Origin of the sequence: Ensifer sp. Root278, from assembly GCF_001429285.1 — a bacterium.
Lineage (GTDB): Bacteria > Pseudomonadota > Alphaproteobacteria > Rhizobiales > Rhizobiaceae > Ensifer.
Genome location: NZ_LMJJ01000012.1, coordinates 26,556 through 52,613, shown reverse-complemented (window position 1 = coordinate 52,613; position 26,058 = coordinate 26,556). Strand labels below are relative to the sequence as shown.

At 61.7% G+C, this 26,058-nt stretch carries 29 protein-coding genes; 17 read left to right on the top strand and 12 right to left on the bottom strand.

Going from position 1 to position 26,058, the window contains the following annotated elements:
• Positions 1-2 precede the first annotated feature (2 nt).
• Positions 3-659, top strand: coding sequence for a hemolysin III family protein (locus tag ASE60_RS11735; RefSeq protein ID WP_057250437.1), 657 nt, complete (start codon positions 3-5; stop codon positions 657-659).
• 7 nt (positions 660-666) lie between these two features.
• Here the strand turns inward: ASE60_RS11735 and ASE60_RS11730 are convergent, their stop codons facing one another.
• The 3 genes from ASE60_RS11730 to ASE60_RS11720 form a co-directional block, all read right to left on the bottom strand.
• On the bottom strand, positions 667-1,191 hold the full coding sequence (locus tag ASE60_RS11730) for a hypothetical protein (RefSeq protein WP_057250435.1): 525 nt from the start codon (positions 1,189-1,191) through the stop codon (positions 667-669).
• A 110-nt stretch (positions 1,192-1,301) separates the two neighbouring features.
• Positions 1,302-1,709, bottom strand: coding sequence for a peptide-methionine (R)-S-oxide reductase MsrB (msrB, locus tag ASE60_RS11725; protein WP_057250433.1), 408 nt, complete (start codon positions 1,707-1,709; stop codon positions 1,302-1,304).
• A gap of 94 nt (positions 1,710-1,803) precedes the next feature.
• Positions 1,804-3,396, bottom strand: a complete 1,593-nt coding sequence (locus ASE60_RS11720) for an EAL domain-containing protein (protein WP_082615838.1) — start codon at positions 3,394-3,396, stop codon at positions 1,804-1,806.
• 462 nt (positions 3,397-3,858) lie between these two features.
• Here ASE60_RS11720 and ASE60_RS11715 point away from each other — a divergent pair, with 462 nt between their 5' ends.
• The 8 genes from ASE60_RS11715 (at position 3,859) to mucR (ending at position 10,624) form a co-directional block, all read left to right on the top strand.
• On the top strand, positions 3,859-6,219 hold the full coding sequence (locus ASE60_RS11715; RefSeq protein ID WP_057250429.1) for a putative monovalent cation/H+ antiporter subunit A: 2,361 nt from the start codon (positions 3,859-3,861) through the stop codon (positions 6,217-6,219).
• Complete coding sequence (locus tag ASE60_RS11710) at positions 6,216-6,635, top strand: Na(+)/H(+) antiporter subunit B (protein ID WP_057250427.1); 420 nt, start codon at positions 6,216-6,218, stop codon at positions 6,633-6,635. Before ASE60_RS11715 ends, ASE60_RS11710 begins: the two co-directional genes overlap by 4 nt.
• Entirely contained in the window at positions 6,635-7,012 is a 378-nt protein-coding gene (locus ASE60_RS11705) for a Na+/H+ antiporter subunit C (RefSeq protein WP_057250425.1), read from the top strand. Before ASE60_RS11710 ends, ASE60_RS11705 begins: the two co-directional genes overlap by 1 nt.
• Positions 7,013-7,019: 7 nt before the next feature.
• Complete coding sequence (locus ASE60_RS11700) at positions 7,020-8,582, top strand: Na+/H+ antiporter subunit D (RefSeq protein ID WP_057250423.1); 1,563 nt, start codon at positions 7,020-7,022, stop codon at positions 8,580-8,582.
• Positions 8,579-9,055, top strand: coding sequence for a Na+/H+ antiporter subunit E (locus ASE60_RS11695; RefSeq protein WP_057250421.1), 477 nt, complete (start codon positions 8,579-8,581; stop codon positions 9,053-9,055). The genes ASE60_RS11700 and ASE60_RS11695 overlap by 4 nt, the downstream gene beginning before the upstream one ends.
• Entirely contained in the window at positions 9,052-9,435 is a 384-nt protein-coding gene (locus tag ASE60_RS11690) for a cation:proton antiporter (protein WP_057250419.1), read from the top strand. The genes ASE60_RS11695 and ASE60_RS11690 overlap by 4 nt, the downstream gene beginning before the upstream one ends.
• A gap of 14 nt (positions 9,436-9,449) precedes the next feature.
• Complete coding sequence (gene mnhG, locus ASE60_RS11685) at positions 9,450-9,773, top strand: monovalent cation/H(+) antiporter subunit G (protein WP_057251077.1); 324 nt, start codon at positions 9,450-9,452, stop codon at positions 9,771-9,773.
• 419 nt (positions 9,774-10,192) lie between these two features.
• The gene (mucR, locus tag ASE60_RS11680) at positions 10,193-10,624 is read left to right on the top strand and encodes an exopolysaccharide biosynthesis transcriptional regulator MucR (RefSeq protein WP_034789336.1); all 432 of its coding nucleotides are present in this window, start codon (positions 10,193-10,195) and stop codon (positions 10,622-10,624) included.
• 253 nt (positions 10,625-10,877) lie between these two features.
• On the opposite strand, the gene ASE60_RS11675 is transcribed toward mucR, so the two are convergent.
• The 3 genes from ASE60_RS11675 to ASE60_RS11665 form a co-directional block, all read right to left on the bottom strand.
• Positions 10,878-11,300 (bottom strand): SufE family protein, encoded by a 423-nt coding sequence (locus ASE60_RS11675; RefSeq protein ID WP_057250417.1) that lies wholly within the window; start codon positions 11,298-11,300, stop codon positions 10,878-10,880.
• Between the two features lie 185 nt (positions 11,301-11,485).
• Entirely contained in the window at positions 11,486-12,166 is a 681-nt protein-coding gene (locus ASE60_RS11670) for a hypothetical protein (RefSeq protein ID WP_057250415.1), read from the bottom strand.
• Positions 12,167-12,365: 199 nt separating this feature from the next.
• Positions 12,366-12,836: a DUF5330 domain-containing protein gene (locus ASE60_RS11665; RefSeq protein ID WP_057250413.1), complete on the bottom strand. Its 471-nt coding sequence runs from the start codon at positions 12,834-12,836 to the stop codon at positions 12,366-12,368.
• Positions 12,837-13,477: 641 nt separating this feature from the next.
• Between ASE60_RS11665 and ASE60_RS11660 the strand changes: the two genes are divergently transcribed.
• The 3 genes from ASE60_RS11660 (at position 13,478) to ASE60_RS11650 (ending at position 16,408) form a co-directional block, all read left to right on the top strand.
• Positions 13,478-15,046, top strand: a complete 1,569-nt coding sequence (locus ASE60_RS11660) for a HAMP domain-containing sensor histidine kinase (RefSeq protein ID WP_057250412.1) — start codon at positions 13,478-13,480, stop codon at positions 15,044-15,046.
• Positions 15,018-15,983 (top strand): peptidoglycan-binding domain-containing protein, encoded by a 966-nt coding sequence (locus ASE60_RS11655; RefSeq protein WP_057250410.1) that lies wholly within the window; start codon positions 15,018-15,020, stop codon positions 15,981-15,983. The genes ASE60_RS11660 and ASE60_RS11655 overlap by 29 nt, the downstream gene beginning before the upstream one ends.
• Positions 15,984-16,048: 65 nt before the next feature.
• Entirely contained in the window at positions 16,049-16,408 is a 360-nt protein-coding gene (locus ASE60_RS11650) for a DUF1491 family protein (protein WP_057250408.1), read from the top strand.
• Between the two features lie 192 nt (positions 16,409-16,600).
• Here ASE60_RS11650 and ASE60_RS11645 read toward each other — a convergent pair whose 3' ends face one another.
• Positions 16,601-17,674 carry a DUF2336 domain-containing protein gene (locus ASE60_RS11645; RefSeq protein ID WP_057250406.1) on the bottom strand — a complete coding sequence of 358 codons (1,074 nt, stop codon included), beginning with the start codon at positions 17,672-17,674 and terminating at the stop codon, positions 16,601-16,603.
• Between the two features lie 297 nt (positions 17,675-17,971).
• Between ASE60_RS11645 and ASE60_RS11640 the strand changes: the two genes are divergently transcribed.
• The 3 genes from ASE60_RS11640 to ASE60_RS35165 all read left to right on the top strand — a co-directional run bounded on the left by ASE60_RS11640 (position 17,972) and on the right by ASE60_RS35165 (position 19,608).
• Positions 17,972-18,676 (top strand): SH3 domain-containing protein, encoded by a 705-nt coding sequence (locus ASE60_RS11640; RefSeq protein WP_082615819.1) that lies wholly within the window; start codon positions 17,972-17,974, stop codon positions 18,674-18,676.
• A gap of 153 nt (positions 18,677-18,829) precedes the next feature.
• Entirely contained in the window at positions 18,830-19,111 is a 282-nt protein-coding gene (locus ASE60_RS11635; RefSeq protein WP_057250404.1) for a hypothetical protein, read from the top strand.
• Between the two features lie 326 nt (positions 19,112-19,437).
• Positions 19,438-19,608, top strand: a complete 171-nt coding sequence (locus tag ASE60_RS35165; protein WP_176707512.1) for a hypothetical protein — start codon at positions 19,438-19,440, stop codon at positions 19,606-19,608.
• 267 nt (positions 19,609-19,875) lie between these two features.
• Here the strand turns inward: ASE60_RS35165 and ASE60_RS11630 are convergent, their stop codons facing one another.
• The 3 genes from ASE60_RS11630 to ASE60_RS11620 all read right to left on the bottom strand — a co-directional run bounded on the left by ASE60_RS11630 (position 19,876) and on the right by ASE60_RS11620 (position 23,350).
• A complete protein-coding gene (locus ASE60_RS11630) occupies positions 19,876-20,421 on the bottom strand; it encodes a hypothetical protein (RefSeq protein ID WP_057250402.1) in 546 nt (181 codons plus the stop codon).
• Positions 20,414-21,001, bottom strand: coding sequence for a DUF1214 domain-containing protein (locus tag ASE60_RS11625; protein ID WP_057250400.1), 588 nt, complete (start codon positions 20,999-21,001; stop codon positions 20,414-20,416). Before ASE60_RS11625 ends, ASE60_RS11630 begins: the two co-directional genes overlap by 8 nt.
• 147 nt (positions 21,002-21,148) lie before the next feature.
• Positions 21,149-23,350 carry a PBP1A family penicillin-binding protein gene (locus ASE60_RS11620; protein ID WP_057250398.1) on the bottom strand — a complete coding sequence of 734 codons (2,202 nt, stop codon included), beginning with the start codon at positions 23,348-23,350 and terminating at the stop codon, positions 21,149-21,151.
• Between the two features lie 163 nt (positions 23,351-23,513).
• Here ASE60_RS11620 and ASE60_RS11615 point away from each other — a divergent pair, with 163 nt between their 5' ends.
• Complete coding sequence (locus ASE60_RS11615) at positions 23,514-23,981, top strand: YcgN family cysteine cluster protein (protein ID WP_057251076.1); 468 nt, start codon at positions 23,514-23,516, stop codon at positions 23,979-23,981.
• A 190-nt stretch (positions 23,982-24,171) separates the two neighbouring features.
• On the opposite strand, the gene ASE60_RS11610 is transcribed toward ASE60_RS11615, so the two are convergent.
• A complete protein-coding gene (locus ASE60_RS11610) occupies positions 24,172-24,510 on the bottom strand; it encodes an MmcQ/YjbR family DNA-binding protein (protein ID WP_057250396.1) in 339 nt (112 codons plus the stop codon).
• Between the two features lie 225 nt (positions 24,511-24,735).
• Positions 24,736-24,876 (bottom strand): hypothetical protein, encoded by a 141-nt coding sequence (locus ASE60_RS35160; protein ID WP_173515957.1) that lies wholly within the window; start codon positions 24,874-24,876, stop codon positions 24,736-24,738.
• An 839-nt stretch (positions 24,877-25,715) separates the two neighbouring features.
• On the opposite strand from ASE60_RS35160, the gene feuN reads away from it, so the two are divergent.
• Positions 25,716-25,970, top strand: a complete 255-nt coding sequence (feuN, locus tag ASE60_RS11605) for a two-component system FeuPQ modulator FeuN (RefSeq protein WP_057250394.1) — start codon at positions 25,716-25,718, stop codon at positions 25,968-25,970.
• Positions 25,971-26,058 lie beyond the last annotated feature (88 nt).

Genomic DNA, 26,058 nt, shown 5'->3' with positions numbered 1-26,058 from the left:
GCGTGGAATTCGCTGGCGTCAAATGGAACTATGACCGCTCGGAATTGATTGCCGACGGCATCGTGCACGGCATCGGTCTTGCCGCCGCGCTCGTCGGTGTCACCGCACTGATCTTCTATGCGACGCTTTGGAGCACCAGCGGCCAACTCGCTGCCGCCGCCGTCTACGGGGCAGGGCTGCTCGCGACGCTGTCGATCTCGTTTCTCTACAATCTCTATCCGATCTCGCGGACCAAATGGTTCCTGCGCCGCTTCGACCATTCCTCGATCTTCATCCTGATCGCCGCGACCTATACACCGTTCCTGCAGCGCGGGTTGGAAGACCCGTTCCTGTTCGTGATGCTGATCGGCATCTGGGCGATTGCGGCCCTTGGCGTTGCGATCAAATGTCTTTTCCCCGGCCGGTTCGACCGGCTGGCGATCCTGCTCTATCTCGCCATGGGCTGGAGCGGCGTGCTCGCTGTCGGGCCGCTCTTGTCGGCGCTGACGGCAACGACGCTGGTGCTGATCCTGATCGGCGGCATCATCTATTCCGCCGGCGTGATTTTCCATGTCTGGGAAAGGCTGCGCTTCCAGAACGCGATCTGGCACGGTTTCGTTGTGACCGGTGCGGCCGTTCACTATTCGGCCGTGGTGAGCTGCTTCAGCGCCGCAGCCTGAGCGGCGGTCAGTTCGGCGCTTCGCCCGCAACCGCAGCGACAGGCGGGTGCTGACAGCCTTCCGATGGCCTGAGGGCCTCCGCCATCCGCGAGATCACGCCGTCGAAACTGGTGAGCCGGCTCTTGCGGTACTGAAGGCGGAAATAGGCGGCGCTGCCGTCGCAGAGCGCGATGGCACGGGTATAAAACACTTCTTCCCCACGGACGCCCGAAAAGCTTGCCCAGGCTGCCGTCACCCGCGCATAGGCGATCCGCCAGTCGCCCTCGCGCTCGATCCCGATGCGGTCGTTGACGTCAGTCTCGAAGTCGCCATCCAGCAATGTGCTGCCAAAGACCGAAAGGGTCGCACCATTGTCGTTGGCATGAAAGCTGGCGCCGTCGCCATTGTCGCCCTGGCTCTGCAGTTCGAAGCCAGGCGGAATGTCGAGCACGTAGCCGAAACGCGCATTGGCATAGGGTAGCCAATCGTCGGCGGCCGCCGCTGCCAGGGCAGACGAAAGCAGGAGCGTGAGTGCTGTCAGGATGCGCAGCATGCGGACCTCCTCTCGCTTGCTCGACCCAAAGTCTAGATAGCGCGGCTTCGGTGCAGGGCCTGTTCCTAATGGAACAGCAGCCCCCATGCCACTCCTTCCGCGCGCCGGTGTCAATCCTCGGTAAACGTCATCGCATGGCCGTTGAGGCAATAGCGAAGCCCCGTCGGCGGCGGGCCGTCCGGGAACACGTGACCGAGATGGGCGTCACAGTCGGCACAGCGGATTTCCGTGCGCACCATGAAGTGCGAGCGGTCCTCGATCTCGCGGATCGCCTGGTCGTCGATCGCAGCGAAATAGCTCGGCCAGCCGCAACCGGAATCGAACTTGGTGTCCGAGCGGAAGAGGGCTCGGCCGCAACAGACGCATTCATAGGTGCCGGTCTGCTTGTTGTTGACGAAAGGGCCGGTGAACGGACGCTCGGTACCCTGCTGACGGGTGATGCGGTATTGTTCCGACGAGAGTATGGCCCGCCATTCCGCATCGGTCTTCACCACCTTGGGCGTCTTAACGGTCGTCATGAAAGATCTCCTGTCGTTGCGGCGACTATATAGGAATGCCGCCGGAAGCGCGCAATTCACGTCGCGGCCCGGCATTGCGGTCGACGGCGTGGCGTCAGGCGATCTCGCGGCGGATTACGGTCGGGCCGGCGCCGCGCCGGCGCTTGCTGTTGTTGTAGAAGGCGATGAATTCCGCTGCGGGCAACGCCTTGGAGAACAGCCAGCCCTGGCCATACTGGACACCGCGTTCGATGAGATAGTCGGCCTGCTCCTGCCGCTCGATGCCCTCGGCGACGATGTAGAGATCGAGCGACTTGGCAATGTCGATGATATGCGGCGTAATCGAACTGGTGGCAGAGTCCGTTCCGATCGTGTCGATGAAGGATTTGTCGATCTTCAGTGCGTCGAGCGGAAGCTCCTGCAGGTATTGCAGGCTTGAGTAGCCGGTGCCGAAGTCGTCGATCGCCACCGAGTGGCCGCGCCGGCGGGCCTCCTCGATCGTTGCGCGGGCCGATTTCACATCCATGAAGCCCCGTTCGGTCGCTTCCAGCCAGATCTGCTGGGTCAGTATGCCGGTGTTTTCCAGCACCGCCTGGATCACCGGCAGGATGCGCCCCGATTTGATGTCGTCGGCGGCAAGATTGACGGCAATGTGCAGCGAGCGATCCGCAAGGAGGACCGTTTTCAGCTCGGCAATGGTGGCATAGATGACCTGGTCGGTGATTTCTTCGATCAGGCCGTTCTCTTCCGCCAGCGGTATGAAGAGATCGGGGCGGACCATTTGCCCGTCGGGCCGCCGCCAGCGTACGAGCGCTTCGGCACCGACGCAGATGCCGGTCTTCAGTTCGATGAGCGGTTGATAGTGGACGATGAATTCGCGCCGCTGAACGGCGATGGAGAGCTCTCCGAGCGGCGAAAGGCGGCGCCGCGACAGCCAGACGACGAGGCCGACCATAAGCGCTGCGACCAGGGCGCCGACCGGCAGAAGCAGCAGGCGCTCCCGGTCCATGTCCTTAAAAATGGCGATGTTGGGGGCGCTCGCGACGGCGATCCAGTTTGCTCCATGGGAGGTTGCGAACAGATCGTCGGCGTTGCTGCCGGTTTCGGGAAGTTCGGCGAGCCGGGCCGTAAGCGACGCGTCAGGATTGTTCAGAGTGCCGATCAGGACGCCGTTTTTCGTGGCGACTGCAAGCCGGGTGCCGGGCTCCGCAATCACGTCGACAAATCGAGCCGAGTTGGTCAGTACGGTGTAGGAACGATAGCGAAACGCCGTCATGGGGGCGCCGGTACTGATCGTCGGGTACATCCGCGGGATGACTTCGACGCCGTTGCTCGCGAAGAAATCGGCGGGCGGAGAGCGGGTGAGACGGCGCGGCGGATAGCCCCACGACGTGCACCTGAGCAGCCCGTTTTCGAAATAGCCGATGTCTTCGATGGAGGTCGTATTGACGACGAGGGAGCGCAGCGCTGCGATATGTGTTGCCATACAGGGCGGCATGTCAAACCGGTCGGCGGCTTTCAGCGCCCGGGAGGCTTCCTCGAGCGCCGCATCGGCGCGCATGATGGCGTAGTCGGCAAGATGGGAAAGCCGTGTCTGCTCGCTGCGCACCGCGATCGACCAGGAAAGATAATAGGCCGCCATCATCGGCAGGATCGCGCCGAGTGCAGCCAGGATACTGGCGATGACGACTATGCGAGATCGTTCCAAGCAGGCCTCGCCCGTGATCGTTGTGTTGTTCCGTTTCATGCTGCTTGCGGCAGAAAGACGGTCGATGAGCCGGCGCCTTGCGGTTCACAGATATCGTCGAAGGCAGACGTTCCGAGCAGCCGTTGGTTTCCGCCGGCAGGCGGATCCAGGCTTCGTATTATTTTGAATTGAAGAAGCCTTTACGTACAACTACCACGTCTTATTGTCCCGATTCTAGGACGTTCGATCCTGCTGCGACGACAACTGAATATTATGCTAACAGCATTTTAATTGTTGTCGGCCGCCGCCGCATGAAACGAACGAATCTGATAGTGCTTGGACTGCTGCGTCCGATCTCCGAAGCGACTTAACGGCACATAACGTCGATTTTATCTGGATAAGGCTTGAGCCGCCACAACCCTTCTTTTATGTCGGGTCTTCGATTGATTGTATCGTGAAAACATAAAGGAGCAGGCCAGGACGATGGATGTTGCGGCCCTGACATTTCTGGCTCTCGCACTCCCCTTCGTGGGGGCTTTGGTCGCCCCGCTGCTCACGCGCCTCCTCGGGCACAATGCGGCCTGGGTTCTGGCACTCTTCCCAGCGGCCATTGTCCTGCATTTCGCCCGCTTCTGGCCGGACGTGGCCAAAAGCGAGGTGGTCACCGGTGGCTATGCCTGGATCCCGTCGTTCAATGTCAGCTTTTCCTGGTTGATCGATGGTCTGTCGCTAACTTTCGTCCTGCTGATCGCCGGCATCGGCATGCTGATCGTGCTCTATTCCGGCGGTTACCTGAAGGGCCATCCGCAGCAGGGACGGTTCTTCTCGTTCATCCTGATGTTCATGGGATCAATGCTCGGGCTCGTCGTGTCCGACAGCTTCCTGATGCTCTTCGTTTTCTGGGAACTGACCTCGATCACGTCATTCCTGCTGATCGGCTTCGACCATTCGCGCGAAGCCGCAAGGCGCGCAGCCCTTCAGGCGCTGGTCGTGACCGGAGGAGGGGGCCTGTTTCTGCTCGCGGGGCTCCTGATCATCTGGAACGTCAGCGGCGTCACCCAGCTTTCGCTGCTCATGGCCTTTGGCACGGAGATGCGCGAAAGCCCGTTCTATCTGGCCGCGCTCATTCTCGTCCTCGGTGGCGCCTTCACCAAGTCGGCGCAGTTTCCGTTCCATTTCTGGCTGCCGAACGCGATGGAAGCACCGACTCCCGTTTCGGCCTACCTGCATTCCGCGACAATGGTGAAGGCCGGCGTCTATCTGTTGATGCGGCTCAATCCCGTGCTCGGCGGCACGCCCGAATGGCAGATCCTGCTGCCGCTCTTCGGCGGCGCCACGCTCGTCATCGGCGCAGCTCTTGCTTGCCGCCAGACCGATCTGAAGCTGATGCTCGCCTATACGACCATGGCCTCGCTCGGGCTGCTGGTCATGCTGACCGGTCTCGGCTTCCCGCACGCGATCGAGGCGGCGGCGCTCTATCTTGTCGCACACTCCCTGTTCAAGGGTGCCCTGTTCATGGTTGCTGGCATCATCGATCATGAGACCGGCGCGCGTGACGTGACCAGGCTCGGGGGCTTGGGCTCCGCCATGCCGCTTACGTTCGTCATTGCGCTTGCAGCCGCATTTTCGATGGGCGGCCTGTTCCCCTTCTTCGGCTTCATCGCCAAGGAGGAAATCTACTACGCGCTCTCCGGCTTCGACCGGCGCTCCGTGGTCTTTGCGGCAATCGCGATCCTTGGCAATGCTCTGATGTTCGCGGTGGCCTTTGCCGTCGCCCTCAAGCCTTTCATCGGTGCGAAGGCGGAGACGCCGAAGGCGGCGCACGAGGCGCCGGTGCTGCTCTGGCTCGGGCCGGCGCTGCTTGCCGCCAAGGGGCTTTCCGCCGCCTTGCTCTCGGGGTTGACCCACGAACTCGTGTCGACGCCGATGGCATCGGCGATATCAGGCGAACCGCGTGCGGTCACGATGTCCGTCGTTCCGCATGTCGGGGTGCCGCTGGCCATGTCGACCGCGACCGCGTTGATCGGGATCGTTTTCTACCTGAAGCTCGATCGTTTGCGTGGTTTCATCGCCGCAATCCTTGCCGATATCGGCTGGGGGCCGGACCGTGGTTTCGACCAGCTCATCCGCGGGCTCGTTCGTTTTTCCGTCGGGCTGACGCGCCGGCTGCAATCCGGCCGCCTCGACGTCTACATGACGGCGACCTTCATCCTGGTTGCCTGCGTGCTGCTGGTCGTTCCGCTCACCTACGGCGAACTGCCGCGCGCGCCGTTCTTTGCACCCGACGTGCCACTGCACGAGCTTGCGATCATGGCCATCGCGGTCATCGGTCTCGTTGCCGTCGTGCTCGCTCCGGATCGGCTGACAGCGATCGTCTCGCTCGGCATCCAGGGCTTTGCCGTTGCCGTCATCTTCCTGCTCTATGGTGCGCCGGATCTTGCCTTCACCCAGTTCATGATCGAGACGCTGTCGGTCGTCGTCCTGGCACTGGTGATGACGCGCCTCAGGCTCTCGCCGTCCGACCATCGGCCGCTTGCCCAGAAGGTCCCGGATTTTGCCATTGCACTCGCCTGCGGCTTGGGTTTCGGCCTGATGCTACTGAAGACGACGGGCGTTCCCTTTGACTCCACGCTGACGGAATTCTTCAATCTCTATTCGAAATCGATCGCGCACGGCGCCAATGTGGTGAACGTCATCATCGTCGATTTCCGCGGTACGGACACGCTGGGTGAGATCGCCGTGGTGATGGTCACCGGTCTTGCCATCCTGTCGCTGGTCCGCTTGAGGGCTGGTTCTCTCCGCCGCATCGCCGACAATGATCCGGATGCGGAGGAACGCGCATGAAGTCGGTGATCTTCCGGGCCGTCGCCCCTTTTCTCACCAGCCTGATGGTGCTGTTTTCGATCTTCGTGCTGCTGCGCGGCCACAACGAGCCCGGCGGCGGCTTCATTGGCGGGTTGATCGCGGTTTCGGCGCTGGCGATCTACGGCATCGCCTGCGGCGTCGAGACGGTGCGCCGTGCGATCTATTTTCACCCGATGGCGATTGCCGGCGCGGGGCTGTTCGCAGCGACGGTCGCCGGCCTGATCTCGATTGCGGCACGCGTCCCCTTCATGACCGGTCTCTGGATCTATCCTTCGGTTCTCGGCCTGGAAGTCCCGCTCTCGACGGTGATGCTGTTTGATTGCGGCGTCTATCTCGTCGTCGTCGGGGCGATCAGCTCGATTGCGCTTTCGCTCGAAGAGCGGGGAGGCGAATGATGGAAGCCTGGTTCGCGCTGCTCGTCAGTATCTTCTTCACGGTCGCCGTCTACCTGCTGCTGTCGAAATCCATCATCCGGGTGTTGCTTGGTGTTGCCATTCTCGGCAATGCCGTCAATCTGCTGATCTTCACCGGAGGGCGGCTGACGCGCGGCGTGCCGCCGGTCGTCCCCGGCCACCAGGACGCGCTCACGGGACCGGCGGCAAACGCTCTGCCGCAGGCACTGATCTTGACAGCGATCGTGATCTCCTTCTCCTTCTTCGCTTTCTTGCTGGTTCTCGCGTGGCGCGCCTACGAGGTGCTGCAGACCGACAATACCGACGAGATGCGCGTCGCCGAGCCGAAGGACGAGCCGGCTCCGCCGCTTGGATACTGACCGACCCATGGCCGCTTCAACTTCTCCCCACGCAGATCTTTCCGCCGCACTCGTTCTCGAGCCGGCCGCTTCTGCCGATTGGCTGGTGATCCTGCCGGTCGCCTGGTGCCTGGCGATCGGCGCACTGCTTGTCATGCTGCGCCGAAAGATCGATTGGCACCCTTACATCGCTGTCCTCGGACTGGCCGGTCTCGTGTTGATAGACATTCTCCTGCTTCGGCATGTGCTTGCGAGCGGTCCGGTGACAATGGTCATGGGACGCTGGCTGCCGCCCTTCGGCATTGCCTTCACCGTTGATCTGACGGGCGCTCTGTTTGCGTTGACCGCCTCGGTGGTGGCACTCGCCGGCGGGATCTATTCGCTCGCGGATATCAACGACAGCGGTCGGCGCTACGGCTTCTACCCGTTCCTGATGCTGCTGATGGCCGGCGTTTCGGGTGCATTTCTGACGGGGGACATCTTCAACCTTTACGTCTGGTTCGAGGTGCTGCTGATCTCGTCGTTCGGCCTCATCGTGCTCGGCTCCGAGCGCGAGCAGATCGACGGAGCGGTGAAGTATGGTTTCCTCAATCTGGTCGCGACCACCCTGTTTCTGATCACGACAGGCTATCTCTATGCGAGCTTTGGCACGCTCAATATGGCCGATATCGCCCGCAAGGCAGAAGGCCTTGCCGGCACGGCGCCGCTGATGACGCTGACGGCGCTCTTCGTGCTGGCCTTCGGCATGAAGGCGGCGGCGTTCCCGGTCAATTTCTGGCTGCCGGCCTCCTACCATACGCCGCGCGTCGTGGTGTCGGCGCTCTTCGCCGGCCTGCTCACCAAGGTCGGCATTTACGCCCTGATCCGCGTCACCGTCATGCTGCTGCCGCTCCAGCGCGAGGAACTGAGCTTCGTCATTGCCCTTGCCGGCGCGCTCACCATGCTCGTCGGTGCCTTCGGGGCGCTGGCGCAATCGGATTTCCGCCGCATGCTCGGCTATCTCGTGGTCTCCGGCATCGGCTCGATCCTCGCCGGGATTGCGGTCGGCGGGCCGGGCGGCATTGGCGGTGCGATCTTCTATGCGTTGCACTCGATGCTCGTCATGACTGCGCTTTATTTCGCATCCGGCGTTGCGGCCAAGCTCGGCGGCAGCTTCTCGCTTTCGTCGCTGGCAGGCCTTTACCGTCGCCATGCCGGTTTCGCGGCGCTGACGCTCATGCTGGCCTTCGCCGTTTCCGGTCTGCCGCCATTCTCCGGCTTCTGGCCGAAGGTCATGCTGGTCAAGGCGGCGCTCGATATCGGCGCCTGGTGGCTGGCCGCGGCCCTGCTTTTCACCGGCTTCCTGACGACTGTTGTCACCGGGCGTTTTTTCCTGCTGGCCTATTGGCGCGATGCGGCAGCCGGGGAGGGCACGACGGTTTCCGCGACGATCTCGCCGGCGGCGCTGCTGCCGCTCACCGTCTTGGTCATCCTGGCTTTGGCGATTGGTCTCTACCCGGAGCCACTGCTTTCGACCATTCAAAGTGCGGCTGCCTCGCTCGCTGAGCCCTCGGCCTATCTGAACTCGGTTTTCCCGGGAGGTGCCCCGTGACCAAGTTCCTCACCATCAACCTGCTGTTCACGGCGATCTGGGGCGCGATCAGCGCCAGCTTCTCGCTGGCCAACCTGATCCTCGGCTTCGCCGTTGGAGCGCTGTCTCTATGGCTGATCCGCCGCGAGCTCCAGCCCATCACCTATCCGGTGCGTCCGCTCAGACTGTTGTTGTTGACCGCTCTCTTTTTCAAGGAACTCGCAATCTCGGCCACAAAGGTCGCGCTCATGGTCATCCAGCCGAAGATGAAGCTGAAGCCCGGCATCTTTGCCTATCCCTTGACGGTCAGGAGCGATTTCGAAATCGCGTTGCTCGCCAATCTCATCACGCTGACGCCTGGGACCTTGTCGGTCGACGTTTCCGACGACCGCCGGACGCTCTACGTCCATGCGCTCGATTGCGCCGATCCCGGCGGCCTCAGGCGCGATATCGCCAACGGCTTTGAACGGCGGATAAAGGAGGCTTTCGAATGAGCCTGCCAGACCAGATCGAAGCCCTCGCTACGGGCTTCGCACTTATCGCGCTGTCTGTTGCCCTTCTGATTACTGTCTGGCGCATCATCCGCGGCCCGACCTTACCGGACCGCGTGCTCGGCCTCGACATGTTGGTGGCGATCGCCATTGGCCTGATTGCCGTCGTCGCGATCCGCACCGGTTTCAACCTCTACATCGATATTGCCATTGCCCTTGGCTTGGTCGGCTTCCTCGCGACCGTCGCCTTTGCCCGCTTCATCCTGGCTCGCGGGCTTTCGCCAGAGACGGCCAACGTTGAGCGTAGCTCGCCGGAATCAAAGCGCGCGTCCGCACCGAGATCCAATGCGGTCCGTCGCAAGTATAAGGGAGGGCGCCGATGAACCCCGTCCTGGACATGGCCGTTGCTGTATTGGTTGCCGCTCTGTTGATCGTCGGCGCGATCTTTTCGCTGCTTGCGGCAATTGGCATCTTGCGTTTTCCCGATCTCTACACCCGTATGCATGCAGCGTCTAAGGCCGGCACCGTAGGTTCAGGCCTGTTGCTGCTGGCTGCGGGCGTTCATTCTCTGGATGCGGCGATACTGATTCGGGCGCTTGCAGGCTTCTTCTTCTTCGTTCTGACTGCACCAATCTCGGCTCATCTCTTGGCAAAAGCCGCACATCAGGCCGGTTACAAACTTACGAAGCTGTCAGTTGTAGATCAGCTTCCACAAAAGTAGAGCCACGTCATCGCTGATCGATGACATTTCTGAATCTGTATTTCAGAACTTTGCGATGCAGTGTGGCCATTTTAGCAATTCGGAGATAAAGTTGCTAACTGTCGGCAAATTTATGTTTGGACATTTCACGCATCGATGTTAATCGAGTAAATGTAAAGTGTCGTCGTGGAAATACTTTGATCTGAAATTCCAGCTTGAGTTGTGAATGTTGGTTGTTGCTTTGAGAGTTCGGTCGTCCCGGTGACTCGGCAGCAGGTTTCGTAATCAAAATTCCTACTCTTGATATCGTGGCCGGCGTTTGTCCTTGCCGCGTTTGATGGTCCATCCCAAGGCAGCGAAGGCTTCCTGGCGGCTCTTGCAAGCGTTCCTCCCCCCGAGACGCCGTTTCGGGTTGTGCTGAAGTCCGATAGGAGAAAGAAATGACTGAAACAGCGCTTGGCGCGAGCCATGAACTTCTGGTTGAGCTGACGGCGGAAATCGTTGCCGCCTACGTCAGCAATCACGTGGTTCCCGTCGCCGAGCTTTCCACGCTGATCGCAGATGTGCACTCGGCGCTCAACAACACCGCGGCGCCGGCACCGGTCGTCATCCCCGTTGAAAAGCCGAAGCCGGCCGTGTCGGTTCGCAAGTCCGTCCAGGACGACCAGATCACCTGCCTCGAATGTGGCGGCACCTTCAAGTCGCTGAAGCGCCACTTGATGACTCACCACAATCTGTCGCCGGAAGAATATCGCGAGAAATGGGACCTGCCGACCGACTACCCGATGGTCGCGCCCGCCTATGCGGAAGCACGCTCGCGTCTCGCCAAGGAAATGGGCCTCGGCCAGCGCCGCAAACGCCGTGGCAAATAAGACTTCAACCGTCTGGTGAAGCCTTGCGGCTGGTTGCTGCAATTTGCCTGACGGCATTTGGTTTGAACACAAGGGCCGGGCCTGAGCGTCCGGCTCTTGTGTTTTGTACTGTCACAGCGCGGTCGCTGCGGCAGGTCCTGACGGCGCCTTGAAGCCTTTCGCGCAAACGTGCGCAGCGGTTTTGCGATAACGACATGCGAAATATCATAAAACTTAAAGCGCAAGGCGCGAACCTGAGAGATCGCGACGCGCTTTAGGCGGCCAGCCGAAGCTCGGCTTCGTTCTTGATGCGGCGGATCATCGAGCGCAGGCCATTGGCGCGCTGCGTCGACAGGTGCTCGATCAGGCCGATCTTGCCGAAGGTATCGATCGCATCGGTCTTGGCGATCTCCGAGGCATGTTTGCCGGAATAGATGGCGAGCACGATTGCGACCAGGCCGCGCACGATATGCGCATCCGATTCACCTTCGAAAGTCAGGACAGGGTCCTCCGGATTGCCGGCCGTCTGGGTGACGAGCCAGACCTGGCTGGCGCAACCCTGAACCTTGTTTTCCTGGGTCCGCTTGGCTTCCGGCATGTCCGGCAGAGCTTTGCCGAGTTCGATCACATAGCGATAGCGATCCTCCCACTCGTCGAGGAAGGCGAAATCGTCGATGATCTGGTCAAGCGTCGTCATGGTCCGGGTCCAGTTATCAGGGGATTATACGCCCGCCGGTCCTTGCCGCGAACGAGCTTTGTCCCTGTTCATGCCCCTTTGCCATCAGGCATGCGGGCTTTCAGTCCTCATATAGGGGATGGCAAGCCCATTGAGAACCGCCAATAACAGTTACCTTGGGTGTCGGCGGCATTTCGCCGGCGCGGTCAGATCGAAACGCTTGACGGGAAGATGAAGGCATTTCCGGCGCCTGCATCGATCCCGCCGAGTTTGCCGACGGCCGCCGACAAGGCATGGCCGGCCGCGCGCGCATCGTCAGCGTCACGGGCAGATCCCTCGGTGTGCAATTCCTGCTCGGCCTTTTGCAACAGCTGCTTTATCTGCTCGGCAAGCGATTTGAGTTCGGCGGCCAGTTTCGTGGTGGCGCCGGACTCACCGTCATCGTCGCTGAATTCACGATAGGCGCGCTCCGCAAAGCTTGTCGGCTCTGCGGACGTGGCTGCATCGTTTCCGGCGATAGCACCTTCCACTTGCGCACTGCCGGTATCTGCCAAGGCGGCCACGGCCGCAGCGGAGGCAACGCCGTTTATCGCTCCGGCACCGTCTGCGCCGGCCAACTGCTGGGCTGCCGTGCCGAGTTGCTGAGCGAGTTGCTTGGCGAGCCTCGCGAGCGTTTCCGGATCCGATGCGAAGAACCGGAGCATCCGAAGCTGTTCCTTGATGTCGTCGAGCTTCTTCTTTGCTGCGGCGGCGCGGTCACCAGTGTCGTCATCGGTGCCGAGGAGCAATGCGGCCGATGCCGGGCTCTTGCCTTCGACGGCGGTCGATGTGCCGGCTGTCGCTGGCCGCGTCACGCCCGCATTCGAAAAAAGCCCGTAGATCTGCATTGGGTGCCTCCGCTTGCCGTGCGGCGGACCTAAGCAGCCACGGCTTGTGCGTGGCTGGCTCTTGGCGATCAAAGGTTGCGCCTGAAAAGAAAACGCCGCGAGGGGATGGGATCCTCGCGGCGGCCACGACAGGGCGGCAAGTCAGGCAGTTAAGTTGCGAATGGGTGGCCCGCCGGTCTCGACCGAGGGCTTGGCATGACTACTGGATGATCGCGGCCTTGGGATCGAGGCGCTTTTCCGGAACCGGCGTGCGCTTGAAGACAGGCTCTGCATCGATGGTGCTGACCTCGGTGGCGGGTGCTGCCACATCGGCAGCGGGCTTGACCGTGCCGGTCATGACCGGTGTGACCGTTCCGGTCATCACCTTGGCATCGGGTTGGGCCGCATCGGTTTCGGCAAACTGGGTATCCAGGAACTCATAGGCGATACGAGCGCCTTCGCGGGCCCTGTGGCCGAGGGCGACGAAGGTCTCTGCCCCTTTCTCGCAAATCTCAGGCTTCTGGATGCAGATGGCGCTGATGTATTGGAAGGCCTCATTGGCGGCGGCGAAGGTGTCGCCAAGCTCGACCTTGGGAGCGTGCTCCAGCTTCTGCGAGCTCGACGGATCGAGGAATGGCAGCAGCACCAGCACCAGCGAAAACCAAAATGTCGCCTTGATGAGAAACCACATGTTCTGCCCATCCTTCGTTCAGCTGCCTGAGCTCGCCAGTCTTCTAGCCGGCTTTTGTGCCTTCGGCATCCCGCAGCGCCGTCGTATCCCCTGATACCCGTTCACGCTGCCGTCGTTTCCTCGGGGAGCTGCTGCCTTCGAGGCAGCGTCCGTCCCTTTGTTGACACCGACATTAGGACGGGAATCACAAGACGGCTTTTCAAAATCGCGCGGCATTTGCTTCAAATTTTAATGAAATGCCGCCGCCGAGTGCTTTGCCGCGCATTTGTGTCGCATTTTAGCTTTCGCCGTTAAGGTTCGTGGCGGGACCCTGTGTGCGAAGCCCGGAAGCGTCGGCAATGGCGTGCCGGCGGGCTCGCCACAATCGTTAACGCTGTGCAGAAAATGCACAGAAATCCGTTGCTTACGCCCCGTTAACCACAAGAAATGAAGGTCGCTCAATTTGCTCCAAAACGGGATTTTTCGGCCGTTTCGCACCGTTCCGGCACGGGCGCGTTTATTCTTTCATTAAGCCGGGGATGCGAGATTCCGACATGTCACGAGGCGGTCTGAACCGCGGTTTCCAAATAGGGGAAATCGGTCGCGCCAGCCTCGCAAGAACAACAAATGTAGCAGGGTAAAGCGTGAGCGTATTGCGTAACATGGCTGGCAGATGGGCGTCCCGCGTGGACGAGATCGCGGCCCTGTGGCTGCCCCGTCGTGAGGCTTCTTCGCCCGCCGGGCGCCGCGACACGAAACGTTTGCGCACTGTTGCGGCCGTGTCTTTGACGACACTGCCGGTGGCGCCGCTCGCCCTGTCGCTCGCCATACCCGTGTCCTCGGCCCTGCCGCTCGGAACCGCTCTTTGGGCTTCCGCTTCGCTACTGGCGGCAGCCGTGGCGATCGCTCGCGGCCGAGCGCCGGAAACTGCTGCGCCGGCTCCGTCCGATCCCGTTCTCCGGGACCTCTCGGCAGCCTATGACCTGTTTGCGGGCCTCGTGACCGTGCATGACCTGCGCGGCAATGTCCTTTCCGTGCATGGGCGCGATGCCGCCGAGCACCTGACGCTGATGCGCGACCCGGCGGGCCGCGGCTTCATCGAGCAGATTCACGTCTCCGACCGCATTACGTTCCTGAGCGCGATCGACATCCTTCGCCAGGGCGGCGATCGGGCGACGGTCGATATCCGTATCGAACGGCGGACCTTGCCGATCGAAGGCGAACAGTTCGTCTACATGTCCTGCGACTTGGCGCCCTTGCGCGATCGCGATGGCAACTTGACGGCGATCCTTGCGCAGTCGCGCGATGTCTCTCAGGAGGCAGGCCTGCGCGCCGAGGCGGCGGCCCGGACCGCCGAAGCGGAGTCTGCGAACGATGCCAAGACCCGTTTCCTCGCCGCCGTCAGCCACGAGCTGCGCACGCCGCTCAATGCGATCCTCGGCTTTTCCGACGTGCTGGGCGGCGAGTATTTCGGCAAGCTCGAGAACGATCGCCAGCGCGAGTATGTGAGCCTCATCCACAAGTCGGGCGAACATCTGCTCTCCGTCGTCAATACCATGCTCGATATGAGCAAGATCGAGGCGGGACGCTACGAGCTCATGCCCGAGCCGTTCCGCGTCGCCGAGGCGGTTGCCGCCTGCGAGGCGATGCTGTCGCACCAGGCCGCGGAAAAGGGCGTCAAGCTCGTCAGCCGCGTCACCCGCGGCATTGGCGAAGTCAATGCCGACCAGCGCGCCTTCCAGCAGGTTCTCATCAACCTGGTCGGCAACGCCGTGAAGTTCACCGACCATGGCGGCGTCGTGACGATCGACGCTGAAGTGGACGGTGCGATGCTGAAGCTCTCGGTCAGCGACACCGGAATCGGTATTGCCGCCGACAAGCTGGAGCTGCTCGGTCAACCTTTTGTCCAGATCCAGAACGACTATACACGCCGCTACGAAGGCACGGGTCTTGGCCTTTCGCTGGTCAAGGGCCTCGTTGCCCTTCATGGTGGCGACCTCACGATTCGCAGCCGCGAGGGTGAGGGGACCGTCATCGTCGTGACGATACCGCGCGACGGCTCCGGCATCGCCGTTGCCGAGCAAGAAGAGCAGCGTTCGTCGGTGACGGTGGAATTTCCGCCGCGCCTACGCGACGGAGAGGCGAGGCCGGCCGCCGAAGGAGGGCGGTCCGAAGACGTTGGTTTGAACGAGGAACGGGGATATGGCGCCGCGCAAGCGAAAACAGCCTGAACGGAAGAAGGCCGCGCGGCGTGCGCCTGGCCTGGCCGTGCGCGGGCTGGCTCTTGCCGGACAGGGTGTTGGGCTTGCCGGCCGGCTGATGGCGCGCCATCCCCTGGTCTCTGGCGGCTCGGCCGCCTTCCTGGTCGTGTTTTCCTTCGTTGCCGCCAATGCCATGTGGTACCAGCACGGTGTGCACCCGTCACCGCTGATGCGCACCCGCGTGCCGCTCGTCAGCGCCGAAACCGCGCAGCGGATCGCCATCGCCAAGGGCGAAGAGATCGAGCCGCGCAACGTGACCACCTTCGTCATCGAGCGCGAGGGCGAGGCCAAGGCGGACAATGTCGAGGACGTGATAGCTGCGGCTTCCGCGGATCTGCCGACAGAAAAACCGTCGCCTGAGCGCGTGGCAAGCGTGCCCGGTGGCGCGACCTCGAAGCTCGTTGCCGACATCCAGAAGGAACTGAACCGCGTCGGCCTTTATGACGGCGCGCCGGACGGGCGCAGCGGCCCACGGACGGCGGCCGCGATCCTGCGCTTCGAAGCGCAGGCCGGCCGCGCCGAGACGGGTTCGGCCAGTACAGAGTTGCTGCAGGCACTTCGGGCGGCACCTGGCGATCAGGCTGCTCAGGTCATGCCGGCGGGAAGACCTCTCGCCGAGGCCAAGGGCAGTGGCGTTGAGATCGATCCGGTCGCTGCCGCCATTCGTTCCTCCGAGAAGGAGAGCAATTTCGTTCCGCGTGCCGAAATCCCGGTTTCGAGCGCCTTGGTGCTGAACATCCAGAAGGGGCTGAGCAACCTCGCCTATGCGGATGTGACGGTCGATGGCGTCGCCGGAGCGCAGACGCGGGCGGCGATCCGCCATTTCGAGAAACATTACCGCCTGCCGCAGACCGGTGAACCGAGTGCCCAGGTCTTGAAAAAGCTCAAGGAAATCGGCGCACTCTGATTGCCAGTGGGGTTTGACCGCGCCGCCGATTTGCCTGCGCCGTCCAGCGCGTGTATCAGCCTTTCATGCGCCTGAAGTCTCACATCTTCGTCTCGTCCCTCTTGCGCCGCGCGTTTTCGCTCGGCGGCTATGCGGCCGTGCTGCGCAAGGGAGCGGAGGAGGCCGGTGCGATCTTCATCCGCCAGCGGACGCGGCTCGGCACGGAGACGCTCTTTGCCCCGGCGCCGCAGAATTTCTTCGACGACGAAGTCGCGCTCGGCCGCAAGTTCGAAGTGAGGCTGCGCGACAGCGATACTGAGCGGGTCGATGCGGCGCTCGCAGGCGAAATCCGCTTCGATCCGGATTGCTGGATCGTGGAGATCGAGCTGGACGACCATGGCGATCTGTTCGAGGTGGTTCCGGAGGAAGGGGCAAGCCGGCCCTGACACCGTCTTGCCGATCGCAATGGCCGCATCGCAGGACCGCAGGCTCCGACGGGTCGCGAGTGGAGTTGGACCATCGAAGCGATGAAGCAGCTTTTCTAGGGCGGGCGAGGACTCACCGGTACGCCCAGGCATGTTCCCGAAACGGGAAGCAGACCGCGTCAAGGCGAGGAGCAGGATGAGTATTTTCTGCGCCTAGCCGCGTCGCCGGCCGAAAAGCCGCTGGGGCTGCACATTGCCGGCGGCCGCTGCAATCTTGCGGGCGCCGATCTGCCGCGCATCGTTGGCGGGATTTTCGGCAAAGTAGGCTTCGTGCCTTGCCGCTGGAGCGCTTTCTTCGGCCTCTGCCTCGAACCAGCCATCGAGCTGTTCGCGGCAGGCGGTACGGTTCATGGCGCCGATCAACGCTTCCGCATGGCTCGTCTCGCCGAAGGGCTCACGAAGATGCGGATACAGGGCCTGAAGCACGAAACCGGCATCGGTCGCCTGGACATCGAGCGCGACGAGGCTCGTCGCAAGCCGCTGTCCGGAAATATCGAGCAGGATGCGCTCGACGTGGGCGTCCTTGGTGCCGAGCGCCTGGCCGAGGACGCGCGAGAACAGGATGATCTCGCCGCTGCGGGCAAAGCGAACAAGCAATGCAGCATGCACGTCATTGATTGCCTCGGATGAGGCGGCCGGCGTGGGGTTGCGTGACCCCGCTCGCGCCAGGGTCTTGATCTCGTGCCTGAGCGCTTCTTCGCGGGCGGTGCGCAAGGAAGCGGCTGCAGCCTCCGGGTGTGTCTGTTCCGCCACCGCCTGCTTTGCCGCGCTGCTGCGCGCGGCAAGCCCGAGTGGATTGTGGTGCTCGACCAGGGCATCGACGACAAGAGGGGAGAGGTTGGGACGCCGCGCGATTGCTGCGGCATGTTCCGGCCCGCGCTCGCGGATGACCGCAATGAGAGTGCGGTCGGCTATCGCCTTCGAACGCGTCAGGAAAATCGCGGCAATCGAAATCGGCATGCCGCCGATCAATGCGGCGACTGTTTCGGGGATCTGCGAGCACTGGGAAAGGGCTGCCGCCGCCTGACGGCGCGCTTCGTTGCTGGAGCCGAGGAAGAGCGGTTCGAACAGTTCGGCAAACTGCTTCATATCGGATTTGCGGGGGATGCGCAGGCTTTCGAAACCGGTAACCGTCGCCATCAGGACAACGTCCTTCAAGCGGCCGGTCTGTGGCCTTTCCAACTCACGAAAGCGATCCGTCACGGTAATTCCCTGCACGCAAAACATGATCGCCGTTTCCGGTGATCCGGAAAGGCACACGTCGCAAAAATTAGAAGAAAAGCGTTAGCGCACTGTTAACTATGGATGTTGGAGCTTTATTCAGGCTTACGGCACATGCGTGGCGCGCGACAGGGCCGCCCATTCGCCCCGCTGGCCCCGCATTTCTCGGGGACATCCGCGGCATCAGCCATAAAAAATCCACATGCGGTCAGGAGTTATCGCGGCGACGGTCAAGGGCTCCGGACGCCCGCCGACGTTTGGAGGCCAAATGAAGAGGGGCCTCTCCATGGGAGATATGGAACTGTGAAGAAATTTATCCTGCGCGCAGCGGCGGTCTGTGCGCTCCTCGCGGCCCCGGTTGTCGCCGAGGCTGCCGAAGGCTTTGCCACTGCCAATGTGAACATGCGCTCCGGTCCGAGCACCCGCTATCCGGCGGTATCGATGATCCCGGTCGGCGAATCGGTGGAAATCCACGGATGCCTTGCAGATCTGCCGTGGTGCGATGTCTCGTTCTACGGTGGGCGCGGCTGGGTCGCCGGGCGTTATGTCCAGGCCGACTATCGCCGCAATCGCGTTTACGTCGAGCCCCGCTATTATCGCCCGCTCGGAATTCCAACGGTCGTCTTCCAGTTCGACAACTATTGGGACCGCAACTACCGCGGTCGTGACTTCTATCGCGAGCGCGATCGTTGGCGCCACGGACCGGATTGGGTCGACGACCGCCGGAATCGTCGCGACTGGGAGCGCCAGCGCGAGCGCGACCGCCGCGACTGGGAAAGTGACCGCCGCCGCGAGCGCCGGGACTGGGAAACCGGTGAACGTGAAGACGAGTGGCGGCGCCGCGAGAGCGAATGGAACCGCGAGCAGACCGTGCGTGAAGAGCGCCGCGAATGGGAACGTCGCAGCGACGGCGTGCGCGTTCGCCAGAACGATGACGGCATCTACGAAGGCGCCCGCCCGGCACCGTTTGTTCGGTGCCAGTTCGACGATCCGAACTGCGAAAACTGACGTGGAGCGCCTGAAACGGCGTTCTTGCGTTGGACTGGAAAACGGGCGGCTCTGGCCGCCCGTTTGCTTTTCGGCGCTCCGGTTTTCTGCAGCTTCTGGCGGAACCAAACGCCATCCGGAGCGTTGAGACGGCGCAGACAAGGGAGCATTGTAATGGTGGAAAAGAAACTGGAGGCCGTGCAGACAGTCAGCGAAAACGTTTCGCAGGCGCAAGCGCGTGCTGAGGTTGATGTGCAGATTGCCGAACTGCGGGCGGAAATCGCCCGGCTGACCGAAGCAGTCTCTGCGATTGGCAGCGGCACGAGGGCAGTCGTGCAGGGCGAGGCGGAGTTGATGGTGGAACGCGTTCGCGAGCGCGTGCGCGAGGAGCCGCTGTCGACGCTGGTGGCGGTTGCCGGGGTGTCGTTTCTGTTTGGCCTGATCTCGCGACGCTAGCGAAAAGCCGCGGTTTGCGAACCGCCGCTCCGGGTTGTTACCTCGGATACATCTCGGGGGCTCGTCTGGCGAGATAATGAATCTAGGTTGGTGTTGCAGCGGTGTATTAGCAATCTGTTAACCAGCCTATGGCTCAATCGGGGCGGACCCGTTATCATCGGGCTGCGTCGTGTGAACCAGAAGAGCAACATCCGGGCGACCGGAAGAAGGAGCAAACGAGAAAAGCGCGCCTGTCCAGGCAAGGCCTGGAAAAATGCGCTGGCCCGAGAGGGCAGGGTGAAATCTGTACGGTAGTTCATCCGTCTCAAGACTTTGTGGAGACGAGCATGGCAGACGTGATCAGAATTCAGGACCGAAAGGTTCGCGTACCGCCGCGTAGACCGCCGGCCATATCGGGCGGGGCCAAAGTGCTTCTGTTTACCGGTATCCGCTACGAACGCCTCGACCGCGACCCGCAGCCGACGGCACCCGATGGACGCCGGATCAAGAAGCAGTAACGTTCGATTTCCCGCATCGGCGGCCGGTTACGACCGGGCGCGCGTCCTTGGCCCGAAACCTCAGGGTCCTTCACCATAATTCCTGCACTGAACGTAGTCTTTGCGTTGGCTGTCTGCCGCGCGCAACCGCGACAGCGCGGTCAGATGCCTTCACGTCCGAAGCATCTAAAGCGCCGTGCGTTCAAATGAACGCACTAAGGTCGCTCTAGCACTTTGTTTCTAGAGCATCTTTCCGCTTCAAGTGATTCCACTTGAAAGCGGGATACTCTAGCGCCGAAATGGCTCGCAGCTTGATTCCGCAAGGAAATTGCGGACCTGCTCCTCGAAACTGTCGACTGGCGCCATCGCTCTCAAAACGGCGTAGCCGTCCTGTTCCTTCATCTCCACCATGATCGATTGTGCCAGTGCCTCCGGCGGAGACTTGCGCAGTTCTACCAGCTGAATCGGCGTCGCGACGACAAGATCGAGCTTGCCGTTGACCGCCGTGTGGTCGTTCATGCTGAAGACTTCGTTCGAATTGCTGTCGAAGACCGCGAGCGACCAGAACGGCACGCTGCCGCTGGCGAGGAAGCGCGCCGGCCCGTCCGAGATCGAGAAGCTGCAAACGGCCGCCCTGAGATAGGGATCGTCATTGGCAAGGCCGGTCGACCCCGGCGTGCTCGTCAGCGCGAAGAAACTGTCCATCTCGAGCAGCCCCAGCACGCGGGTATAGGCGTCGCGGCCGGTAAATTGCGGCAGCGACAGGATGATGATGATGTGCAGCAGGGCGGCGCCTACGAGGCCGAGGACCGTGGCGAAGAGAACCTTACGCATCGCCGCACCCGGTCTTGGTGATAACAGGCATGGCGAGGTCGATCAGGCCCGAGGAACCTGCAGTCGGCGTGTCGAGCAGCGTCAGGACCAGCCGGAAGGTCCCCGCATGGCGCACGGCCAGCCAATTGTCCGGCTGGGCGTTCGGCGACACATGGATAGTGAAATTGCTGTTTTCGCTACGCAGCACCATCCAGGAATTGAGGGCCGAGGGCAGGTCGGAGCCGGGACGCAACGGCAGGCCGTCGGCATTCGCGGCATAAAGCGTCCAGAAGCGAGCCTGCGGCGTCAGCCCCGTGACGTCATAGGAGCAGGTCGCCTGGAGCTTCTGGCCCTTGTCGTCGGTCTGGGCGCTGAACATCAATCCTTCGGCGCCACCGTACAGAAGTTCGCCCGCGCGCGCCCGGTGCGCCTTGGCATAGGGATCGGCATTGATCGTCTGCGCTTCCGGAAAAGCAACCCACGGGCCGATCGCGATCGAGCCGAAACCGACGGTCGCCTTCAGCGCCCATACGGCCGAGGCAATGCCGCCGCCGAAGGCGATGGCAAGAGCGAGGGCGACGAGGAAGGGGATTCGAAACAAGGGCGGCTCTATCGGAAATCGTTCGGCGGCGGGGCAACATGGGGTTGCCTCCATATCTCGCCGAAATTGGCGCCCGGCGCAACGGCGACTGACGGGGCGCGCGCGGCCTCACGATGAGATGGATGCCGCGGGCCTGGCCGGGAGACTTTAGTTGCTGGCGGCATTGGGGTCCGTCTGTCCGGAGCGTTTTTCTTCGGCAGCGCCGAGGGCGGCGAGCCTGCCGCCGGCCTTTTCTGGCGCTTTCAGTGCTGGGGCCTTTTCGAAGGTCTCGCCGATCGTGCGCAGCAGGCGGGTGACCTCGGCCGACAACGAGCGCGGGCGGACGAGTGGCGGCAGGGCGTTCTCGTCCGGCTTGGCCGTCGCGACCTCTGGCTGCTTCGCCGGCGCCGTCGGGGCGGTGACGCCGGGGATAGCGCGGTGCTCGATGCCTTGCTCGGCATAGTCCATTAGCCGCTTGAAGGTCATCGCCGGCAGGGAGCCGCCGGTCATGTTGTTGGTGGACGTGTAGTCGTCGTTGCCGAACCAGACGGCGGTCGTATAGTCGCCGGTGAAGCCGGCGAACCAGGCGTCGCGATAGGCCTGCGTCGTGCCTGTCTTGCCGCCGACGACAATGCCGTTGTCGAGCGCAGCCTTGCGCGCCGTGCCGATGATCGGAATCTGCGTCAGCATCGAATTCATCGATGTATTTGCGGTTTCCGAAAGCACGCGCCGCGCCGGCGGTTCGTCACGCCCGAAGTCGTAAAGAATGTCGCCGTCATAGTTGAGAATCTGGCTGATCCCGTGGCGGCGCGACTGCATGCCGCCGGCCGGAAACACGGCATAGGCGGTCGCCTGATCGAGCACTGTCACTTCGGAGGTACCGAGCGGCATCGTCTTGTCGGTGCGCAGCGGTGTTTCGATGCCCATTGCCTTGGCGGTCTGAGCGATCAGATCGGTGCCGAGCTTGTCCTTGGCGAGGCGCACGGGGATGGTGTTGATCGACTTGGCGATCGCCGTCAGGATGGTGATACGCCCGGCATAGCTGCGGCCGTAGTTCTGTGGTGACCAGCCGCGCCAAGTGATCGGTGCGTCGACGACGACCGTTTCCGGCGTCATGCCTTTTTCCATCGCCGCTGCGTAGGTGTAGACCTTGAAGGAAGAGCCTGGCTGGCGCAACGCGCGGGTCGCCCGGTTGAACTGGCTCTCGCCATAGTCGCGGCCGCCGACCATGGCCCGCAACGCGCCGCCATTTTCGATCATCACGAGCGCGCCCTGCTTCACATGGAAGCTCTCTCCATATTGGCGCAGGCTCGATTCGACCGAGTCCTCGGCAGCGTTCTGCAGGCCCATGTCGATCGTGGTGCGCACGATCAGCGAGTGCTGCGCGAAGGGACGGGCGATGCGCTGGACTTCGTCAAAGGCCCAATCGAGGAAGAAGTCGGGTGCCTTCACCTGGGCGCGATCGATCACGGTTGCGGGAGTGAGCCGCGCCGCAATCACCTGGCCTTCCGTCATCAGCCCGCCCTGGACGAGGTTGCTCAGAACCTCGTTGGCGCGTCCGCGCGCGGCCGGCAGGTTGACGTGCGGCGCGTAACGGGCCGGCGCCTTGAAGAGGCCGGCCAGCATGGCCGATTCCGCCAGGCTGACATCGGTGATCGACTTGCCGAAATAGAACTGCGCTGCCGCTGCCGCGCCGAAGGTGCCGCCGCCCATATAGGCGCGGTCGAGATAGAGCCTTAGGATTTCCTTCTTCGAAAGGTTGCATTCGAGCCAGACGGCAAGGAAGGCTTCCTTGATCTTGCGCTCGATCGTGCGTTCGTTGGTGAGGAACAGGTTCTTGGCGAGCTGCTGGGTCAGTGTCGAGCCGCCCTGGACGACACCGCCGGCGCGGGCATTCTCGGTCATCGCCCGGGCAAGGCCGAGGAAGTCGATGCCCCAATGGTCGAAGAAGCGGCGATCTTCGGTCGCCAGCACCGCCTTGATCAGATGGTCAGGCAGTTCGTCGATCGGCACGGAATCTTCGTGAATGATGCCGCGGTGGCCGATTTCATTGCCGTAGCGGTCGAGGAAGGTGACGGCGAAATCGCTCTGGGCGCGCCAGTTTCCCTTGGTTTCCTCGAAGGCGGGAAGCGCGAGCGCCAGCATCAGCACGGAGCCGACGGTGCCCCAGTTCATGCCTTCGCCGAGCACCTCGAAGACGACCTTTTTCCAGCCTGTGACGCGGAAACGGCGGAAGAAGATGGTGGTATCTTCCCACCATTGCGACAGCTTGAAGCCGGCATTCCAGACCGTGGAATCGATCCAGGAGTCGACCCTGAGAAAGATGTGCCGTTTTTTCGGCCGGTTATCGTCTTTCCTCGGTTCCCGCACGTCTCAACGTCCTGAAGGCTTTGTGGCATCACGCCGGCGCCGGGCAATATTTGCACGACGTCAAATTCCAATCTACTTGCATATCGCGCCGCCGGCCTTAAAAAACCGGCAATTTTCTGCGAAATTTCTGTATCGCGGGCTATTTGACGAAAGTGTGATGACGATGGGCGAAATGCCTTTCTGGAAGGCGAAAAGCCTTGAGGACATGACCAATACGGAGTGGGAAAGCCTTTGCGACGGCTGCGGGCTCTGTTGTCTGAACAAGCTGGAGGATTGGGATACCGGCGAGATCGCCTGGACCTCGATCCGTTGCACCTTGCTCGATGGCGAGAGCTGTCGTTGCAAGGACTATGAAAACCGGCAGGCGACGGTGCCCGATTGCATCCAACTGACACCCAAGGCCGTGCGCGAGATTACCTGGCTGCCGCCGACGTGCGGTTACCGCCTCGTTGCCGAGGGGCGCGATCTCTATTGGTGGCACCCGCTGGTTTCAGGCGACCCGGACACGGTTCATGCTGCAGGCATTTCGGTGCGTGGCCGCACCGTCGCCGAGGATGGCATCGATATCGAAGACTATGAAGATTATCTCGTCACCTGGCCGCTGGAAGTGGGACAGGAAAGCGTGGATTGAGAGGGGACCGGCCGGCGCTTCGCAATCGCCCTGAGAGCGGAGCGCTTTGCATTCCGGCGAGGCGGCTATCCGCTTTTCGAGCCAGCGTAATGCGCGTCGCGATCTTTCAGATTCGCGCCTTGCGCTTTAAGTTTTTGATATTTCGCATGTCGTTATCGCAAAACCGCTGCCCACTTTTGCGTGACAGGCTTTAATGGCTGCCACCGTTCTTCTTGACGAGGTTTTTCGGCGCGACGTTACGCCAGGCGGTTTCCATCGACTGGCGGACGAGACCTTCGTCCGCTTCGACGAAGTAGAATGAGGTCCAGCCGCGGTCTCCCCAGCCGCCGGGCACGGCAGCGCAGACCCCGGGCTCCATTTCCAGAAGCATGCGCTGCTGGTCAGGCGTGAATTTGAAGACCGCGCGACCCGCTTCCGGCAAGCTCATAAAAATGCGCTTTCCCACCCGGAAGTCCCGTGTGCCGAAATGCGCGTTTTCTTCCGTTCCCGGCAAGCTTAGCGCGAGTTTTTCGATCTCTTCGGTTAGCATTCGGGAAGAGTAACATGGTTTTTCCGAATGGCCAAAAGGCTGAAAATCGCCACAAAAATCGAAGGGCCGCAGCATTTGCCACGGCGCCTATCCGTTCGCGCGGCGACGGAACACGCGGCATTGCAGGACGTGTTTCATCCCGACCCGAAGGTTCAACTCCGTGTTGCGTCTTCTCTATGTTGGGAGGGTCATGGCGCGCGACAATCGATGCGCCGTTGACAGGCGTTACTCAGCCGGTTGGATCGGCTTCGGGGTGCTTTCGCCGGCAGCGCGCATGGCGCGCCATTCGTTTTCGAAACGGTCGAGCAGCGATTGCGGTACTTTGGACTGCTGAGATGCGGGCTGGTTGTTGGCGAGCGTCTGCATCCGATCCTCCCGGGCCTATGACGGTTTCATGACGTTTGATGCGGCGGACAATTTCATATCGTAAAGACTTTGTAAATCAGTGGCTTAAATCATTTAAACGATTGAAAAATATTTAAATCGATTAATTTTTCGTTGATCCACAGCCGTCCGTCAATTCACAGATGTGGTAGTTCAGATGCGACTAAATTGGCTGTTCTTTTGAAGTAATTTTGCGAACGTCTATTCTTTGTACGCGAACGCCAAGCTTCACGTATTCAGGCACGAATAGGATGTGCCGAACGTCGGCACGCTTGCGCGCTAGGGGGCGAAAACCATCGCTATGAAATCGAAGGGTGTCAGTGGCTTAGCCTGGCTGCCGGAATCGGGCTGCGATCGACTTGACTCAACCTCGCAGGGTGTTGACTCAGTTTTCGAACGATCGCCGCCAAGGGATTCAAAGGAATCGGGAATCGCTTCCTGCTTGATGTGCTGTCTCAGTGTTCGGGCTATGGCGGATGCCCTGGCCATCGCGACGCGCGAGCCTATGACGACGTCTGAAGTCTAGCGAAACATACTTAACAAAAGGCTGCCACGACCAAGGCCGGTGAGCTTCAAGCTCTGTTCTCCCAGCAGCCGCGCAGATGAAACTGTCGCATGAAGTGGCTATCGCTTGCCGAACGAGGGCCTTGGCCCGGGTTCCGTCAGGGATGGAATCGCTGCAATCTAGGGTCGGAATTCCAGCTGAGTCTGTGGGTTTTCCAATGGGTTCCTGGTGGCTCGGAAGGCCGACATTCATTTGCCATTCAGCCTCATTCGGTTATTGCTTCTGCCATGATGCTTCCCAAGTCGAAAGTGCGTTCATGTCTTCACCAGTGATCATAGCCGCGCTTGCTGCAGGCCTCGCGGGCTTCAGCCCGCCTGCGATCAACGTGCCGTCGGATAATGTCGTCCGTGTGGCCGGCGATTGCAGCGCGGCCGCTGCACAGGTGGTCGCCGACACCGGCGGCGAGTTGTTGTCGGCACAACCGACGTCCGATGGCCAGTGCGTGATCACGGTGCTCGTTCCCGGTAACGGTGGGCGACCGAAAAAGGTGACCGTCAAGGTGCCGATGTAAGCGATCCCTGCAGTACCGTGCGTCTTGTCCGATGCGAAAAGGTCGCTGCAGTGCTTTGAATGCCTGCATGTTTCTGTCCTTAAATCGG

What these genes read in the sequence shown, in the direction of transcription:
- ASE60_RS11730 (WP_057250435.1), bottom strand. Translation starts at nt 1,191, where the DNA reads ATGCTGCGCATCCTGACAGCACTCACGCTCCTGCTTTCGTCTGCCCTG.
- msrB (WP_057250433.1), bottom strand. Translation starts at nt 1,709, where the DNA reads ATGACGACCGTTAAGACGCCCAAGGTGGTGAAGACCGATGCGGAATGG.
- ASE60_RS11715 (WP_057250429.1), top strand. Translation starts at nt 3,859, where the DNA reads ATGGATGTTGCGGCCCTGACATTTCTGGCTCTCGCACTCCCCTTCGTG.
- ASE60_RS11710 (WP_057250427.1), top strand. Translation starts at nt 6,216, where the DNA reads ATGAAGTCGGTGATCTTCCGGGCCGTCGCCCCTTTTCTCACCAGCCTG.
- ASE60_RS11705 (WP_057250425.1), top strand. Translation starts at nt 6,635, where the DNA reads ATGGAAGCCTGGTTCGCGCTGCTCGTCAGTATCTTCTTCACGGTCGCC.
- ASE60_RS11700 (WP_057250423.1), top strand. Translation starts at nt 7,020, where the DNA reads ATGGCCGCTTCAACTTCTCCCCACGCAGATCTTTCCGCCGCACTCGTT.
- ASE60_RS11690 (WP_057250419.1), top strand. Translation starts at nt 9,052, where the DNA reads ATGAGCCTGCCAGACCAGATCGAAGCCCTCGCTACGGGCTTCGCACTT.
- mnhG (WP_057251077.1), top strand. Translation starts at nt 9,450, where the DNA reads ATGGCCGTTGCTGTATTGGTTGCCGCTCTGTTGATCGTCGGCGCGATC.
- mucR (WP_034789336.1), top strand. Translation starts at nt 10,193, where the DNA reads ATGACTGAAACAGCGCTTGGCGCGAGCCATGAACTTCTGGTTGAGCTG.
- ASE60_RS11675 (WP_057250417.1), bottom strand. Translation starts at nt 11,300, where the DNA reads ATGACGACGCTTGACCAGATCATCGACGATTTCGCCTTCCTCGACGAG.
- ASE60_RS11670 (WP_057250415.1), bottom strand. Translation starts at nt 12,166, where the DNA reads ATGCAGATCTACGGGCTTTTTTCGAATGCGGGCGTGACGCGGCCAGCG.
- ASE60_RS11665 (WP_057250413.1), bottom strand. Translation starts at nt 12,836, where the DNA reads ATGTGGTTTCTCATCAAGGCGACATTTTGGTTTTCGCTGGTGCTGGTG.
- ASE60_RS11660 (WP_057250412.1), top strand. Translation starts at nt 13,478, where the DNA reads ATGGCTGGCAGATGGGCGTCCCGCGTGGACGAGATCGCGGCCCTGTGG.
- ASE60_RS11655 (WP_057250410.1), top strand. Translation starts at nt 15,018, where the DNA reads ATGGCGCCGCGCAAGCGAAAACAGCCTGAACGGAAGAAGGCCGCGCGG.
- ASE60_RS11650 (WP_057250408.1), top strand. Translation starts at nt 16,049, where the DNA reads ATGCGCCTGAAGTCTCACATCTTCGTCTCGTCCCTCTTGCGCCGCGCG.
- ASE60_RS11645 (WP_057250406.1), bottom strand. Translation starts at nt 17,674, where the DNA reads ATGTTTTGCGTGCAGGGAATTACCGTGACGGATCGCTTTCGTGAGTTG.
- ASE60_RS11635 (WP_057250404.1), top strand. Translation starts at nt 18,830, where the DNA reads ATGGTGGAAAAGAAACTGGAGGCCGTGCAGACAGTCAGCGAAAACGTT.
- ASE60_RS35165 (WP_176707512.1), top strand. Translation starts at nt 19,438, where the DNA reads ATGGCAGACGTGATCAGAATTCAGGACCGAAAGGTTCGCGTACCGCCG.
- ASE60_RS11630 (WP_057250402.1), bottom strand. Translation starts at nt 20,421, where the DNA reads ATGCGTAAGGTTCTCTTCGCCACGGTCCTCGGCCTCGTAGGCGCCGCC.
- ASE60_RS11615 (WP_057251076.1), top strand. Translation starts at nt 23,514, where the DNA reads ATGGGCGAAATGCCTTTCTGGAAGGCGAAAAGCCTTGAGGACATGACC.
- ASE60_RS11610 (WP_057250396.1), bottom strand. Translation starts at nt 24,510, where the DNA reads ATGCTAACCGAAGAGATCGAAAAACTCGCGCTAAGCTTGCCGGGAACG.
- ASE60_RS35160 (WP_173515957.1), bottom strand. Translation starts at nt 24,876, where the DNA reads ATGCAGACGCTCGCCAACAACCAGCCCGCATCTCAGCAGTCCAAAGTA.
- feuN (WP_057250394.1), top strand. Translation starts at nt 25,716, where the DNA reads ATGTCTTCACCAGTGATCATAGCCGCGCTTGCTGCAGGCCTCGCGGGC.